The following is a 15348-nucleotide window of genomic DNA, read 5'->3' as shown; positions in this document are numbered from 1 at the left end:
GTGACGCAAGCCCGCCACCCAATCTTCAGCTGCGTCACACCAACCGTCATCATCGAACAAGAAGGAAGCCTGCAGTGAGCGCTGACTACCCACGCGACCTGGTCGGTTACGGCAGTAACCCTCCTCACCCACACTGGCCGGGCAATGCCCGAATCGCCCTGTCGTTCGTACTCAATTACGAAGAAGGCGGCGAGCGCAACATCCTGCACGGTGACAAAGAATCCGAAGCGTTCCTCTCGGAAATGGTTTCTGCCCAGCCGCTGCAAGGCGCGCGCAACATGAGCATGGAATCCCTTTACGAGTATGGCAGCCGTGCCGGCGTGTGGCGGATCCTCAAGCTGTTCAAGGAATTCGACATTCCGCTGACCATCTTCGCCGTGGCCATGGCCGCCCAGCGTCACCCGGACGTGATCCGCGCCATGGTCGATGCCGGTCACGAGATCTGCAGCCATGGCTACCGCTGGATCGACTACCAGTACATGGATGAAAACCAGGAGCGCGAGCACATGCTCGAAGCGATCCGCATCCTCACCGAAATCACAGGCAGTCGCCCGCTGGGCTGGTACACCGGCCGCACCGGCCCGAACACCCGTCGCCTGGTGATGGAAGAAGGTGGTTTCCTCTACGACTGCGACACCTACGACGACGACCTGCCCTACTGGGAACCGAACAACCCGACCGGCAAGCCGCACCTGGTGATCCCGTACACCCTGGACACCAACGACATGCGCTTCACTCAGGTCCAGGGTTTCAACAAGGGCGACGACTTCTTCGAATACCTCAAGGATGCGTTCGACGTGCTCTACGCCGAAGGCGCCGAGGCACCGAAAATGCTGTCGATCGGCCTGCACTGCCGCCTGATCGGCCGTCCGGCGCGTCTGGCGTCACTCAAGCGCTTTATCGAATACGCTAAAAGTCATGAACAGGTGTGGTTCAGCCGTCGCGTCGACATCGCGCGCCACTGGCAGGAAACCCACCCGTACCAAGGGGCCGCGAAATGAGCGCCTTTCAAACATTGAAACCATCGACATTGAGCCGCGACGCCTTCGTCAAAGCCTTCGCCGACATCTACGAACATTCGCCATGGGTGGCCGAGAAGGCCTTCGACCTGGGCCAGGACGCTTCGATCGACCAGATCGAAACCCTGCACCAGCGCATGAGCGACATCCTGTTGAGCGCCGATCATGCAAGCCAGCTTGCCCTGATCAACGCTCACCCGGACCTGGCCGGCAAAGCCGCCGTCCAGGGCGAGCTTACCGCGGCCAGCACTGAAGAACAGTCTGGCGCGGGTATTCACCAATGCACGGCCGAAGAGTTCCAGCGCTTCACCGAGCTGAACGATGCCTACAAGGCCAAGTTCAAGTTTCCCTTCATCATGGCGGTAAAAGGCAGCAACCGGCATCAGATCCTCGCAGCGTTCGAAACGCGCATCCACAACCCGGTCGACACCGAGTTCAAATGCGCGCTGGCGCAGATCAACAAGATTGCCCTGTTCCGATTACTGACCCTATAGCAAGCCTGGCCCTGCGATCTCATGAACGCCGAAATCCACCAGGGCCTTGCAAGCATCCCAAGCCACTTATTTAAAGGCAGACAAGAAGAATGAAAGCTTACGCCGTACCTTTCGAGAAGTTCGTCAACCTGGCCGATGCCCGTCTGGGCACCAAAATCATCTCGGTCACCGATGACTGGTTCGCAGACGCCAACCGTCTGTTCCAACCGACCCCGGCCGTATGGAAGGAGGGCGTGTTCGATGACAACGGCAAGTGGATGGACGGCTGGGAATCGCGCCGCAAGCGCTTCGAAGGCTTCGACAGCGCAGTGATCCGCCTTGGCGTACCGGGTTCGATCAAGGGCGTCGACATCGACACTTCATTCTTCACCGGCAACTTCCCGCCGTCGGCGTCCCTGGAAGCCTGCTTCCTGGCCGAAGGCGAGCCGAACGAAAACACCCAGTGGGTTGAAGTGCTGTCCGCCGTCGAGCTGCAAGGCAACAGCCACCACTACCACGAAATCAACAATGACCAGGCCTTCAGCCACCTGCGCTTCAACATCTACCCGGATGGCGGCGTGGCCCGTCTGCGCGTGTACGGCGTGCCATTCCGTGACTGGTCGGCTACCGGCGACAACGAGCAGGTCGACCTGGCCGCAGCCCTCAACGGTGGCCGCGCCCTCGCCTGCTCCGACGAACACTTCGGCCGCATGAGCAACATCCTTAACCCGGGCCGTGGCATCAACATGGGCGATGGCTGGGAAACCGCGCGTCGTCGTACCCCGGGCAATGACTGGGTCATCGTCGCGCTGGGTCATGCCGGCGAAGTCGAGAAAGTCATCGTCGACACCCTGCACTTCAAGGGCAACTACCCGGACAGCTGCTCGATCCAGGGCGCGTTCGTGAAGGGCGGCACCGACAGCCAGATCGAAACCCAGTCGCTGTTCTGGCGCGAACTGCTGCCAAGCCAGAAGCTGGAAATGCACGCCGAACACACCTTCGCCGAGCAGATCAAGGCACTGGGCCCGATCACCCACATCCGCCTGAACGTGTTCCCGGATGGTGGTGTGAGCCGCCTGCGTGTACTGGGCAAGGTCGCTAAATAAGCGCTGAACCCAATCGCGAGCAAGCTCGCTCCCACAGGTTTTGTGAACGCCACAGTCCACTGTGGGAGCGAGCTTGCTCGCGATGGCGTCAAAACAAACAACACAGAATTCGGATAAGAACAGCATGCGCACACTGACGATTGAACCGCTGACCAAAGAAGCCTTCGCCCCTTTCGGTGACGTGATCGAAACCGACGGCAGCGATCACTTCATGATCAACAACGGTTCGACCATGCGCTTCCATAAACTGGCGACGGTCGAAACCGCAACGCCAGAGGACAACGCGATTATCAGCATCTTCCGCGCCGACGCGCAGGACATGCCGCTGACCGTGAGCATGCTGGAGCGCCATCCGCTGGGCAGCCAGGCTTTCATTCCGCTGCTCGGCAACCCCTTTCTGATCGTGGTCGCGCCACTTGGCGATGAACCTGTATCAGGCTTGGTCCGAGCCTTCGTCACCAACGGCAGGCAGGGCATTAATTACCATCGCGGCGTCTGGCACCACCCGGTGCTGACGATCGAAAAGCGGGATGACTTCCTGGTGGTTGATCGCAGTGGCACAGGCAATAACTGCGATGAGCATTTTTTCAAAGAGGATGAGCGTTTGATCCTCGCCCCCCACCAATAAGAGAAGGTCTGATCACTCGACAACAGAGTGACAGGCGAGAGGTAAAGACTGTGGAAGCACATCTGTTGGAATGGCTGAACCTGAGCGTGCGCTGGGTTCACATGATTACTGGCGTGGCCTGGATCGGCGCATCGTTCTACTTCGTCTGGCTGGAAAACAACCTCAATCGGGTCAACCCGAAAAGCGGTCTGGCCGGCGATTTGTGGGCGATCCACGGCGGCGGTATCTACCACCTGGAAAAATACAAACTGGCTCCACCGACCATGCCGGACAACCTGCACTGGTTCAAATGGGAAGCCTACTTCACCTGGATGTCGGGTATCGCGCTGCTGTGCGTGGTGTTCTACTCCAACCCGACGCTCTACCTGCTGGCTCCGGGCAGCACCCTGAGCGGCCCTGAAGGCGTGGCCATCGGTCTCGGCTCGCTGTTCATCGGCTGGTTCGTCTACTCCTTCCTGTGCGACTCGGCCCTGGGCAAACGCCCTGCCCTGCTGGGCTTCATCCTGTTCGTCCTGATCATCGGCGCGGCCTACGGCTTCAGCAAAGTGTTCAGCGGTCGGGGTGCGTACCTGCACGTCGGCGCGATCATCGGCACCATCATGGTCGGCAACGTGTTCCGTATCATCATGCCGGCGCAACGTGCACTGGTTGCGGCCATCGCCGAGAACCGTACGCCGGATCCGGCGCTGCCGGCCAAAGGCTTGCTGCGTTCGCGTCACAACAACTACTTCACCTTGCCGGTGCTGTTCATCATGATCAGCAACCACTTCCCGAGCACCTACGGCAGCCAGTACAACTGGTTGATCCTGGCCGGGATCGCGGTACTGGCGGTGTTGGTGCGTCACTACTTCAACACCCGTCACGACAGCCACAAGTTTGCCTGGACCCTGCCTGTGGCAGCGGTGGGCATGATCTGCCTGGCTTATGTGACTGGTCCGAAGCCGATGTCCAGCGCCCCTGAAGTGGCCAACGTTCCAGCGAAAATCGAATACCAGCCGCTGCCGGAAACCGCAGTGGGCGGTGGTTTGAAACCCGCTGAAGCCAAACCTGCAGAAACGCCAGCCGCCGCTCCGGCGCAGGCGTCCAACGCCGGCCCTGGCTTTGACAAAGTGCACAGCGTGATTCAGGAACGTTGCGCGGTTTGCCACTCGGCCAAACCCACCAGCCCGCTGTTCAGTGCGGCCCCTGCCGGCGTGATGCTCGACACCCCTGAGCAGATTCGCCAGAACGCACCGCGGATCCAGGCGCAAGCCGTCACCAGCCAGATCATGCCACTGGGCAACATCACTCAGATGACCCAGCAGGAACGTGACCTGATCGGTGCCTGGATTGTGCAGGGAGCCCAGACCAATTAATCGTTAAAAGCTTCGCGAGCAGGCTCGTTCCCACACAGGCAACACAGAACCTGTGGGAGCGGGCTTGCCCGCGAATGGCCGCAAAGCGGCCTATCTGATTCGAATACAACTGCCGGCAGCACTGCAGCTGTAAATCACAAGAATAAAAAGATCCGAGGTGTTGCATGTCCGAGCTATCCGCAGCGCGCATCCCCGACGCACCCGCCATTCAGCGTTTGCCCCTCTTGCAACTGATCCTGGTCGGTTTGCAACATGTTCTGCTGATGTACGGTGGTGCCATCGCGGTACCGCTGATCATCGGACAGGCCGCTGGCCTGAGTCGTGAAGAAATCGCCTTCCTGATCAACGCCGACCTGCTGGTGGCGGGTATCGCCACCATCGTCCAGTCCCTCGGCATCGGCCCCATGGGCATTCGCATGCCGGTGATGATGGGCGCCAGTTTCGCCGCCGTCGGCAGCATGGTCGCCATGGCCGGCATGCCCGGTATCGGCCTGCAAGGGATCTTCGGCGCGACCATCGCCGCCGGGTTCTTCGGCATGCTCATCGCCCCGTTCATGTCCAAGGTCGTGCGCTTCTTCCCGCCACTGGTGACCGGGACGGTCATCACCTCGATCGGTTTGTCGCTGTTCCCCGTGGCCGTGAACTGGGCCGGCGGCGGTGCCGGCGCCGCTCAATTCGGCTCACCGATCTACCTGACCATCGCCGCCCTGGTACTGGGCACCATCTTGCTGGTGCACCGTTTCATGCGCGGCTTCTGGGTCAACATTTCCGTGCTGATCGGCATGTGCCTGGGCTACGTGCTCTGCGGCCTGCTCGGCATGGTCGACCTCAGTGGCATGGCTCAGGCGCCATGGCTGCAATTCGTCACGCCGCTGCACTTCGGCATGCCGAAATTCGAGCTCGCGCCGATCCTGTCGATGTGCCTGGTGGTGGTGATCATTTTCGTCGAGTCCACCGGGATGTTTCTGGCGCTGGGCAAGATCACCGGCCAGGAAGTCTGCCCACGGATGCTGCGTCGCGGCTTGCTGTGCGATGCCGGCGCCTCGTTCTTCGCCGGGTTCTTCAACACCTTCACCCACTCCTCCTTCGCCCAGAACATCGGCCTGGTGCAGATGACCGGCGTGCGCTGCCGTTCGGTGACCATCGTTGCCGGCGGGTTGCTGATCGTGTTGAGCCTGCTGCCCAAAGCCGCGTTTTTGGTGGCGTCGATTCCTCCGGCGGTACTGGGTGGCGCGGCGATTGCGATGTTCGGCATGGTCGCCACCACCGGGATCAAGATTCTCCAGGAAGCCGATATCGGTGACCGTCGCAACCAGTTGTTGGTGGCGGTGAGCATCGGCATGGGCTTGATCCCGGTTGTCCGCCCGGAGTTTTTCGCCCACCTGCCCGTGTGGATGAGCCCGATCACCCACAGTGGCATCGCCATGGCCACCCTCAGTGCGCTGACGCTGAACCTGTTGTTCAACATCCTCGGTGGCGCCGAACGCGCGGCCATCAACGACTGCCACGCTCACACGCATTAACAGACGAAAGCCACAAAACCTGTGGGAGCGGGCTTGCCCGCGAAGGGGCCATCAGCCTCAACATCCTCGTTGACTGATGCACCGCTTTCGCGAGCAAGCCCGCTCCCACAGGAGAGCTACATGCGCCTCAAAAATAAAAACAAGAGGGAGCAACAGATGATTCGGACACAAACCAACCTGCTGTTGAGTGCTGGCCTGCTGGCCGCGAGTCAGGCCATGGCCGGCGATCTGCTGCTGTGGCAGACCAACAGCCTGAGCTACCTGTATGGCAAGGATTTCGTGGTCAACCCGCACATCCAGCAGACGATAACCTTCGAACACGCCGATCGCTGGAAGTACGGCGACAACTTCATGTTCATCGACAGCACCTACTACAACGGCGAGAAAGACCGGAACAAAGGCGTTCACGCCTACTACGGCGAGTTCAGCCCGCGCCTCTCCTTCGGCAAGATCCTCGACCGCCGTTTCGAATTCGGCCCGATCAAGGACGTGCTGCTGGCCATGACCTACGAGAACGGCGAAGACGACACCGAGGCCTACATGATCGGCCCCGGTTTCGACCTCGCGGTACCGGGCTTCAACTTTTTCACCCTGAACTTCTACTATCGCCAGACCGAAGGCTCGCGCCCTGGCGATGACGTCTGGCAAATCAGCCCGGCCTGGTCCTACACCCTTCCATTGGGCAGCTCGAACCTGTTGATCGACGGCTACATGGACTGGGTCGTGGACAACGACCAGAACGCCCATGGTACTTATCACGCCAACCTGCACTTCAACCCGCAGATCAAGTACGACCTGGGCAAGGTCATGGGCTGGCGGGAAAAACAGGTGTACGTCGGCGTCGAATACAGCTACTGGAAAGACAAGTACGGCATCGAAAACAGCTCCAGCTTCGACACCAATGAAAACACCACCAGCCTGCTGGTCAAGGTGCACTTCTGATGCTGCCCCGCAACCGTGCCCCAAGCCTGTCGTCGGTGCGCCGTTGCGGAGTACTTGAGACCTGGCCGAGGAGTCAGTATTCTCCGCGGCCGCCCGAATCCGGTTTAAAAAAAAGCCCGGATGTAAAACCTGACCAGAAAGCCAACTTATCCCGGCTCTGGCAGGCACCAAGGCACTCCAAAACCCCTCTCAATCGACCGCTCTTGAGCCGCCGAACGGGAGTTTTTTTGCTTTTTGAAAGCCTTGGCTCAGCTCTTGCTAACAGCATTAAAGCTGACCGAATGGATGATTTTTTACAGCTACAGAAACAGGCGCCACACCAGAGCGCCGACCTTAAAAAAATAACGTGGAACCACCTACTTTTTGGGAGCAACCGAATGAAACGTACGTGCACTAGCCTGATGCTGGCGGGATCAATGCTGGCCGGGGGCCAGGCCATGGCCGGCGATTTGCTGCAGTGGCAGAACAACAGCCTGACCTACCTCTATGGCAAGGACTTCCAGGTCAACCCGCGCATCCAGCAGACGGTGACCTTCGAACACGCCGATGGCTGGAAGTACGGCGACAACTTCTTCTTCATCGACAAAATCTTCTACAACGGCAAGGAAGACCACTTCGCGGGCGAGAACACCCACTACGGCGAACTCAGCCCACGCCTGTCGTTCAACAAGATCTTCGACCAGAAGTTCGAGTTCGGCCCGATCAAGGACGTGCTGCTGGCCATGACCTACGAGTTCGGTGAAGACGATACTGAGTCCTACCTGATCGGCCCTGGTTTCGACCTGGCCATCCCGGGCTTCGATTACTTCCAGCTGAACTTCTACAATCGCCACACCGAAGGCGACCGCCCGGGCGACAACATCTGGCAGGTCTCGCCGGTCTGGTCCTACACCATTCCGGTGGGTGGCTCGGACGTGCTGATCGACGGCTTCATGGACTGGGTGGTCGACAACGACGTCAACAGCAAAGGCGAGTACCACGCCAACCTGCACTTCAACCCGCAGGTCAAATACGACCTGGGCAAGGCGTTGAACCTGGGTGCCAAGCAGCTGTACGTGGGTGTCGAGTATGACTACTGGAAAAACAAGTACGGTATCGAAGACAGCCAGGGCTTCAAGACCGATCAGAGCGTGACCAGCTTCCTGGTCAAGGTTCACTTCTGATCATTTAATTCTGCAGGCGTCTGTATGGGCGCCTTCGCGAGCAAGCCCGCTCCCGCATTTGATCTGCGCCGTACGCAATTATTGTGTTCGCTGAAAATCGAGTGTGGGAGCGGGCTTGCTCGCGAATGGCTGCACCGCCTATCTCAAGCCGAGACTGCAGGCTCCGCCAAGCCGAGAAACCGGCACAACTCCCCGCGCTTGGCCAACGCATCCCGTCGCCCCAGTTCGATCAACTCGCTGCAATACCCCGCCTCGAACAGCAGGTAACTCAGCACCCCCGCCCCGCTGGTCTTGGTCGCACCCGGCCCGCGCAAAAACAGGCGCAATGCCGCCGGCAATTCCTGGCGATGGCGCGCGGCGATCTCGTCGATCGGCTGGCTCGGTGAGATCACCAATACGTCCACTGGCGCCACGCCCAAAGCGCGGATGGGTGTACCGTCGGGCATCAGGTGACTGAACTGGTTCAGGCGCTGCAACAGCTCGATATCGCTTTCCAGGCTGTCAATGAACGTACTGTTGAGCATGTGCCCGCCGATCTGCGCCAGGGTCGGCTGCTGACCGGTGTAGCTGCGCTGCAAGGGTTGTTGCGGGTCGAACCCGCGGGGGTTGCCGCTGACGCCCACCACCAGCACCCGACTGGCGCCCAGGTGCAACGCCGGACTGATCGGCGCCGACTGACGCACCGCGCCATCACCGAAATACTCTTCGTCGATTTTCACCGGAGCGAACAGCAGCGGAATGGCCGAACTGGCGAGCAGGTGTTCAACGGACAAGCGGGTGGGAACGCCAATGCGTCGATGGCGCAACCAGGCATCGATCTTGCCGCCGCCCTCATAGAAGGTGACTGCCTGGCCGGACTCATAGCCGAACGCGGTGACCGCCACCGCATGCAATTGCTTCTGTGCGATCGCTTCGGCGATGCCGCCCATATGCAGCTTGTCGTTGAGCAAATCCCGCAACGGAGAACTGTTGAGCAGCGCCACCGGCACCTGAGCACCGATGCCGAGCAAACTGTGGCTGACAAAGCGACTGGCCTGGCGGATCACCCCGGGCCAGTCGCTGCGCAACACCAGATGACTGCGAAAGCCCTGCCAGAAGGCCGTCAGACGTTCGATGGCGTTACGAAAATCCATTGCCCCGCTGGCGAGGCTGACGGCGTTGATCGCGCCCGCCGAGGTGCCGACGATCACCGGAAAAGGATTGCGGGCCCCCGGCGGCAACAATTCGGCAATCGCCGCCAGCACCCCGACCTGATAGGCCGCCCGAGCCCCGCCTCCGGAAAGAATCAACCCTGTAACCGGTTCAGCTGGACTCATGCACAACTCTCCATGGTGCTTGATGGGATTTCGTTGTTTCGACCTATTCCCCTGTTGGATCGGGATTCAACCGCGTTTGGCGTACAGCTTCGGTTCGCCCGGTGGACGGCTCTTGAAGCGACGGTGAGCCCACAGGTATTGCTCGGGATGCTCGCGCAGAACGCTTTCGATCCATTGGTTGATGCGCAGGCAGTCCTCTTCTTCGGTTTCGCCGGGGAAGCCTTCGAGCGGCGCATGGATCACCAAGCGATAACCGCTGCCGTCCGCCAGGCGCTCCTGGGTGAACGGCACCACCAGCGCCTTGCCCAGGCGCGCAAACTTGCTCGTGGCGGTGACGGTCGCAGCCTGGATGCCAAACAACGGCACGAAAATACTTTGCTTGGCGCCGTAATCCTGATCCGGTGCGTACCAGATCGCCCGGCCCGAGCGCAGCAACTTGAGCATGCCGCGCACGTCTTCGCGTTCCACCGCCAGCGAATCGAGGTTGTGCCGCTCGCGGCCCTGGCGCTGGATGTAGTCGAACAGCGGATTCTTGTGCTCGCGGTACATGCCGTCGATGGTGTGCTGCTGACCGAGCAACGCCGCGCCGATTTCCAGCGTCGTGAAGTGCAGGGCCATCAGGATCACGCCCTTGCCTTCGCGCTGAGCCTGCTGCAAATGCTCCAGCCCTTCGATATGAGCGAGATTCGCCAGGCGCCTGCGCGACCACCACCAGCTCATCGCCATCTCAAAGAAAGCGATACCGGTGGAGGCGAAGTTTTCCTTGAGCAGGCGTTTGCGTTCGGCGGCGGTCTTTTCAGGAAAACACAGTTCCAGATTGCGTTTGGCAATGCGCCGTCTGTCGCCGGCCACCCGATACATCAAAGAGCCCAGGACACGACCGATCCACAGCAGCGCCGGATACGGCAGCTGGACGATCAGCCACAACAGCCCCAGGCCACACCACAGCGGCCAGAAACGTGGAGATAGAAATGCTTTTCGAAAACGCGGGCGGTCCATTAATGCTTCCGGAATGACAATGGCCGCGCATTCTACATCGTTCGACCCGGCTTGCGGCCCGCGGGCGTTCTCGTTATAAGTCTCGGCACTTTTAGTGACAAGTCGTTGTATGCCGACCATGAGCCAAACCGAACCGCTAGACCAAGATCCCGTGTTCCAGTTGAAGGGCAGCATGCTGGCCATTACGGTGCTGGAACTGGCCCGTAACGACCTCGAAAGCCTTGATCGGCAACTGGCCGCCAAGGTCGCCCAGGCGCCCAACTTCTTCAGCAACGCACCGCTGGTACTGGCCCTGGACAAACTCCCGGCCAACGAAGGCGCGGTCGATCTGCCAGGGCTGATGCGCGTCTGCCGCCAGCATGGCCTGCGTACCCTGGCGATCCGCGCCAGCCGCATCGAAGACATTGCCGCCGCCATCGCGGTCGACCTGCCGGTGCTGCCACCGTCCGGCGCCCGGGAGCGGCCACTGGACCTGACCGAAGGCGAACCGAAGAAAAAACCGGAAAAACCGCCCGAGCCGACCATCAAGCCGACGAAAATCATCACCTCGCCAGTACGTGGTGGCCAGCAGATTTATGCCCAGGGCAGCGATCTGGTGGTGATCTCCTCGGTCAGCCCGGGAGCGGAACTTCTCGCCGATGGCAACATCCATGTATACGGCCCGATGCGTGGTCGCGTATTGGCCGGCGTCAAGGGCGACACCAAGGCGCGGATATTCTGTCAGCAAATGAGTGCTGAACTGATTTCCATCGCCGGGCATTACAAGGTTTCCGAAGATCTGCGCCGCGACCCTCTATGGGGTTCGGGTGTGCAGGTCAGCCTGTCCGGCGACGTGTTGAACATCATTCGGCTTTAACGGATACTGCCGCATTTTCCAAGCATCTCTAAAACGTAGCGAAAACGGCTCAAACGAAGTAGGAAAAAGGCCGAAAGCAGTGTTTACCGGGGGTAAACGCCGCTCAAAACCGGATTCCAGCCAAGGCTGTCCGACTGCAGTAGTTTTTCAGGAGATGTTTTTCAGGGACTGAAAAGTCCTTCTTCCTTAGGGGTGAAACACCTTGGCCAAGATTCTCGTGGTTACATCCGGCAAGGGTGGTGTGGGTAAGACCACCACCAGCGCCGCTATCGGTACCGGCCTCGCTCTGCGCGGCCACAAAACAGTGATCGTCGACTTCGACGTGGGCTTGCGTAACCTCGACCTGATCATGGGTTGCGAGCGCCGCGTGGTGTATGACTTCGTCAACGTGGTCAACGGCGAAGCCAACCTGCAACAGGCCCTGATCAAAGACAAGCGCCTGGAAAACCTCTACGTGCTGGCCGCCAGCCAGACCCGCGACAAAGACGCGCTGACCGTCGAAGGCGTGGAAAAAGTCCTGATGCAACTCAAGGAAGACTTTGAGTTCGTGGTCTGCGACTCCCCGGCGGGCATCGAGAAAGGCGCCCACCTGGCCATGTACTTCGCTGACGAAGCGATCGTCGTGACCAACCCGGAAGTCTCCTCGGTACGTGACTCCGACCGCATGCTTGGCCTGCTGGCCAGCAAGTCCCGTCGCGCCGAACGTGGCGAAGACCCGATCAAGGAACACCTGCTGATTACCCGTTATCACCCGGAACGTGTGAGCAAAGGCGAAATGCTCGGCGTAGAAGACGTCAAGGAAATCCTTTCGGTGACCCTGCTCGGCGTGATCCCTGAATCCCAGGCGGTGCTCAAGGCATCCAACCAGGGTGTTCCGGTGATTCTCGACGACCAGAGCGATGCCGGCCAGGCCTACAGCGATACCGTTGACCGCCTGCTGGGCAAGACCGTGGATCATCGATTCCTCGATGTACAGAAGAAGGGATTCTTCGAGCGCCTGTTTGGAGGCAACTAAGCAATGAACCTTTTTGACTTCTTTCGTGCCAACAAAAAGCAAAGCACCGCGTCGGTAGCGAAAGAGCGTCTACAGATCATCGTGGCGCACGAACGCGGCCAACGCAGTACCCCGGACTACCTGCCAGCCTTGCAGAAGGAACTGGTCGAGGTGATCCGCAAGTACGTCAATATCGGGTCCGATGACGTGCATGTCGCACTGGAAAGCCAGGGCAGCTGCTCGATTCTGGAACTCAATATCACCCTGCCTGATCGCTGAGTCGATCCGCCAGGAGCCACGGCGGCTCAGGTCCCTTCTGCAACCGGAAGGGACCTGAGTCGCCGTTGGCGTTTGTTACGAGGCTGTTTTAATGCCGTTGTCCAACATCCACATCATCCATCAGGATGCCGCCGTACTGGTGGTGAACAAACCGACCCTGTTGCTCTCTGTCCCTGGCCGGGCCGATGACAACAAGGACTGCCTGATTACCCGTCTGCAGGAAAACGGCTACCCGGAAGCGCGAATTGTCCACCGGCTGGACTGGGAGACTTCCGGCATCATCCTGCTGGCCCGCGACCCGGACACCCATCGCGAGCTGTCCCGACAGTTTCACGACCGCGAAACGGAAAAGGCCTACACCGCCCTGTGCTGGGGTCAGCCGGATCTGGACAGCGGCAGCATCGACCTGCCCTTGCGCTATGACCCGCCGACCAAGCCGCGCCACGTGGTCGACCATGAATTCGGCAAACATGCGCTGACCTTCTGGCGCGTGCTGGAACGCTGCGGCGACTGGTGCCGCGTTGAGCTGACACCGATCACCGGCCGTTCCCACCAGTTGCGCGTGCACATGCTCTCGATTGGCCATCCGCTGCTGGGCGACGGGCTCTATGCCCATGAACAGGCGCTGGCGGCCTGGCCGCGCCTGTGCCTGCACGCGAGCATGCTCAGCTTCACCCACCCGCAAAGTGGCGAGCGCCTGCGATTCGAGTGTCCGGCACCGTTCTGAAACAGATGTAATCCCTGTGGGAGCGGCGGTGCGGCGATCCGACTTGCCCGCGATGGCGTCGTACCAGGCGACATCAATGCTGACCGGCAAACCGCCTTCGCGGGCAAGCCCGCTCCCACAGGGTTCTCTGCCAGATTCAATCCTGGCATCACCCCACCAGCAGTCCCCCGCCACTTCTGCAACCAATACGTTAAACTGGCGCCACTGCTGTCTGGAGCTACTTTATGCGCGAAGAGTTGAACCAAGGCCTGATCGATTTCCTCAAGGCCTCCCCTACACCGTTCCATGCCACCGCCAGCCTTGTTCAGCGCCTGGAAGCGGCGGGCTATCAACGCCTCGACGAGCGCGAGCCGTGGAATACCGAAGCCAACGGTCGCTACTACGTCACCCGCAACGACTCTTCGATTGTCGCGATCAAGATGGGCCGTCATTCACCGTTGCACGGTGGCATTCGCCTGGTCGGCGCCCACACCGACAGCCCGTGCCTGCGCGTCAAGCCGCAACCGGAGCTGCAACGCCAGGGCTTCTGGCAACTGGGCGTCGAAGTCTATGGCGGCGCGCTGTTGGCGCCGTGGTTCGACCGTGACCTGTCCCTGGCGGGGCGCGTAACCTTCCGACGTGATGGCAAGGTCGAGAGCCAGTTGATCGACTTCAAGGCACCGGTCGCGATCATTCCGAACCTGGCGATTCACCTCAACCGCGAAGCCAACATGGGCTGGGCCATCAACGCCCAGACCGAACTGCCGCCGATCCTCGCGCAATTTGCCGGCGACGAGCGTGTGGACTTCCGCGCAGTGCTCACCGACCAACTGGCCCGCGAACACGGTCTGAATGCCGATGTGGTGCTCGATTACGAGCTGAGTTTCTACGACACCCAAAGCGCTGCGGTCATCGGCCTGCATGGCGATTTCATCGCCGGCGCGCGCCTGGACAACCTGCTGTCGTGCTACGCCGGCCTGCAAGCGCTGCTGACGGCCGACACCGACGAAACCTGCGTGCTGGTCTGCAACGACCACGAAGAAGTCGGTTCCTGCTCGGCCTGCGGTGCCGACGGCCCGATGCTTGAGCAAACCCTGCGTCGCCTGCTGCCTGAAGGTGATGAATTCGTACGCACCATTCAGAAATCCCTGCTGGTTTCGGCTGACAACGCCCACGGCGTGCATCCGAACTACGCCGACAAGCACGATGCCAACCACGGCCCGAAACTCAACGCCGGCCCGGTGATCAAGGTCAACAGCAACCAGCGCTACGCCACCAACAGCGAAACCGCGGGGTTCTTCCGTCACCTGTGCATGGCTGAAGAAGTGCCGGTGCAAAGCTTCGTGGTGCGCAGCGACATGGGATGTGGTTCGACCATCGGCCCGATCACCGCCAGCCACCTGGGCGTGCGCACCGTGGACATCGGCCTGCCGACGTTCGCCATGCACTCGATCCGCGAACTGTGCGGCAGCCATGACCTGGCGCATCTGGTCAAGGTACTGAGCGCGTTCTACACCTGCCGCGAGTTGCCGTAACCTGGTGCAACACTAAAGGTTGAGACACCGTTGTGGCGAGGGAGCTTGCTCCCGCTGGGATGCGAAGCAGCCCCAAATTCAGATTTCGCGGTCTGTCAGATAGACCGCGGAAGTCTCAATTACGACTGCTGCGCAGTCGGGCGGGAGCAAGCTCCCTCGCCACAAAAAATTGCGCTGCACATGGCTCATTTCTGACACACATCACGCCGGCCGCGTCAAAAGCCGCCTAGACTTCAAGTATCCCTTCGACAAGGCTGTCTCCATGATTTCGATGTCTACCTTTCACGCCATGCTGATTCCGATTCTAGCCGGGATGCTCCTGCTGGCCGTCGGCTTCAACTTTCGCGATAAGAATGCCGGTGTGTTTGCCATGTGGATCGGCATGCTGACCATCCTCGCGACCGTGGTGATCAAGATCCTCGCCAAACTCAACGAATAATTCATCACCCTTGGC

General features: G+C 60.2%; 16 protein-coding genes. 14 read left to right on the top strand and 2 right to left on the bottom strand.

All coding sequences use genetic code 11. The features are described 5' to 3' along the window. Positions 1-74: 74 nt before the first annotated feature. The 8 genes from puuE (at position 75) to PMI34_RS19275 (ending at position 8209) form a co-directional block, all read left to right on the top strand. Positions 75-1001 carry an allantoinase PuuE gene (puuE, locus tag PMI34_RS19240; RefSeq protein WP_008048385.1) on the top strand — a complete coding sequence of 309 codons (927 nt, stop codon included), beginning with the start codon at positions 75-77 and terminating at the stop codon, positions 999-1001. After that, positions 998-1513, top strand: a complete 516-nt coding sequence (gene uraD / locus PMI34_RS19245; RefSeq protein ID WP_008048383.1) for a 2-oxo-4-hydroxy-4-carboxy-5-ureidoimidazoline decarboxylase — start codon at positions 998-1000, stop codon at positions 1511-1513. Before puuE ends, uraD begins: the two co-directional genes overlap by 4 nt. An 89-nt stretch (positions 1514-1602) precedes the next feature. Continuing rightward, positions 1603-2598, top strand: a complete 996-nt coding sequence (gene alc, locus PMI34_RS19250; RefSeq protein ID WP_008048382.1) for an allantoicase — start codon at positions 1603-1605, stop codon at positions 2596-2598. Positions 2599-2722: 124 nt separating this feature from the next. Then, a complete protein-coding gene (locus tag PMI34_RS19255; protein ID WP_007960046.1) occupies positions 2723-3226 on the top strand; it encodes an ureidoglycolate lyase in 504 nt (167 codons plus the stop codon). 50 nt (positions 3227-3276) lie between these two features. Continuing rightward, positions 3277-4581 carry a urate hydroxylase PuuD gene (locus PMI34_RS19260; protein WP_008048380.1) on the top strand — a complete coding sequence of 435 codons (1305 nt, stop codon included), beginning with the start codon at positions 3277-3279 and terminating at the stop codon, positions 4579-4581. Positions 4582-4745: 164 nt separating this feature from the next. Next, positions 4746-6104 carry a nucleobase:cation symporter-2 family protein gene (locus PMI34_RS19265; RefSeq protein WP_008048377.1) on the top strand — a complete coding sequence of 453 codons (1359 nt, stop codon included), beginning with the start codon at positions 4746-4748 and terminating at the stop codon, positions 6102-6104. Between the two features lie 156 nt (positions 6105-6260). Next, on the top strand, positions 6261-7046 hold the full coding sequence (locus tag PMI34_RS19270; protein WP_032829522.1) for an outer membrane protein OmpK: 786 nt from the start codon (positions 6261-6263) through the stop codon (positions 7044-7046). A 377-nt stretch (positions 7047-7423) separates the two neighbouring features. Next, complete coding sequence (locus PMI34_RS19275; RefSeq protein ID WP_008048375.1) at positions 7424-8209, top strand: outer membrane protein OmpK; 786 nt, start codon at positions 7424-7426, stop codon at positions 8207-8209. Between the two features lie 143 nt (positions 8210-8352). Here PMI34_RS19275 and PMI34_RS19280 read toward each other — a convergent pair whose 3' ends face one another. Beyond that, positions 8353-9525, bottom strand: a complete 1173-nt coding sequence (locus PMI34_RS19280; RefSeq protein ID WP_008048372.1) for a patatin-like phospholipase family protein — start codon at positions 9523-9525, stop codon at positions 8353-8355. Positions 9526-9591: 66 nt separating this feature from the next. After that, the gene (locus PMI34_RS19285) at positions 9592-10524 is read right to left on the bottom strand and encodes a lipid A biosynthesis lauroyl acyltransferase (protein ID WP_008048370.1); all 933 of its coding nucleotides are present in this window, start codon (positions 10522-10524) and stop codon (positions 9592-9594) included. 118 nt (positions 10525-10642) lie between these two features. On the opposite strand from PMI34_RS19285, the gene minC reads away from it, so the two are divergent. From minC to PMI34_RS28940, 6 genes are all read left to right on the top strand, one after another. Then, positions 10643-11380, top strand: coding sequence for a septum site-determining protein MinC (gene minC, locus PMI34_RS19290; RefSeq protein ID WP_007974945.1), 738 nt, complete (start codon positions 10643-10645; stop codon positions 11378-11380). A gap of 202 nt (positions 11381-11582) precedes the next feature. Further along, on the top strand, positions 11583-12395 hold the full coding sequence (gene minD / locus PMI34_RS19295) for a septum site-determining protein MinD (protein WP_007974946.1): 813 nt from the start codon (positions 11583-11585) through the stop codon (positions 12393-12395). A gap of 3 nt (positions 12396-12398) precedes the next feature. After that, positions 12399-12653, top strand: coding sequence for a cell division topological specificity factor MinE (gene minE / locus PMI34_RS19300; protein WP_007974947.1), 255 nt, complete (start codon positions 12399-12401; stop codon positions 12651-12653). Positions 12654-12744: 91 nt separating this feature from the next. Continuing rightward, positions 12745-13380, top strand: a complete 636-nt coding sequence (locus tag PMI34_RS19305) for an RluA family pseudouridine synthase (RefSeq protein ID WP_008048368.1) — start codon at positions 12745-12747, stop codon at positions 13378-13380. Positions 13381-13604: 224 nt separating this feature from the next. Continuing rightward, positions 13605-14894: a M18 family aminopeptidase gene (locus tag PMI34_RS19310; protein ID WP_008048366.1), complete on the top strand. Its 1290-nt coding sequence runs from the start codon at positions 13605-13607 to the stop codon at positions 14892-14894. A 262-nt stretch (positions 14895-15156) separates the two neighbouring features. Next, a complete protein-coding gene (locus tag PMI34_RS28940; protein ID WP_008048365.1) occupies positions 15157-15333 on the top strand; it encodes a hypothetical protein in 177 nt (58 codons plus the stop codon). Positions 15334-15348: the final 15 nt, after the last annotated feature.

It is taken from the genome of Pseudomonas sp. GM74 (assembly GCF_000282455.1).
Classification (GTDB): Bacteria; Pseudomonadota; Gammaproteobacteria; order Pseudomonadales; family Pseudomonadaceae; genus Aquipseudomonas.
Note: the sequence above shows the minus strand (reverse complement) of the source record. Positions and strands in the feature narration are given on the sequence as shown.

Coding starts and splice junctions, on each gene's coding strand:
- PMI34_RS28940 (WP_008048365.1), top strand. CDS start 15,157: ATGATTTCGATGTCTACCTTTCACGCCATGCTGATTCCGATTCTAGCC.
- minE (WP_007974947.1), top strand. CDS start 12,399: ATGAACCTTTTTGACTTCTTTCGTGCCAACAAAAAGCAAAGCACCGCG.
- PMI34_RS19285 (WP_008048370.1), bottom strand. CDS start 10,524: ATGGACCGCCCGCGTTTTCGAAAAGCATTTCTATCTCCACGTTTCTGG.
- PMI34_RS19305 (WP_008048368.1), top strand. CDS start 12,745: ATGCCGTTGTCCAACATCCACATCATCCATCAGGATGCCGCCGTACTG.
- minC (WP_007974945.1), top strand. CDS start 10,643: ATGAGCCAAACCGAACCGCTAGACCAAGATCCCGTGTTCCAGTTGAAG.
- alc (WP_008048382.1), top strand. CDS start 1,603: ATGAAAGCTTACGCCGTACCTTTCGAGAAGTTCGTCAACCTGGCCGAT.
- PMI34_RS19265 (WP_008048377.1), top strand. CDS start 4,746: ATGTCCGAGCTATCCGCAGCGCGCATCCCCGACGCACCCGCCATTCAG.
- uraD (WP_008048383.1), top strand. CDS start 998: ATGAGCGCCTTTCAAACATTGAAACCATCGACATTGAGCCGCGACGCC.
- PMI34_RS19270 (WP_032829522.1), top strand. CDS start 6,261: ATGATTCGGACACAAACCAACCTGCTGTTGAGTGCTGGCCTGCTGGCC.
- PMI34_RS19275 (WP_008048375.1), top strand. CDS start 7,424: ATGAAACGTACGTGCACTAGCCTGATGCTGGCGGGATCAATGCTGGCC.
- PMI34_RS19310 (WP_008048366.1), top strand. CDS start 13,605: ATGCGCGAAGAGTTGAACCAAGGCCTGATCGATTTCCTCAAGGCCTCC.
- PMI34_RS19255 (WP_007960046.1), top strand. CDS start 2,723: ATGCGCACACTGACGATTGAACCGCTGACCAAAGAAGCCTTCGCCCCT.
- PMI34_RS19280 (WP_008048372.1), bottom strand. CDS start 9,525: ATGAGTCCAGCTGAACCGGTTACAGGGTTGATTCTTTCCGGAGGCGGG.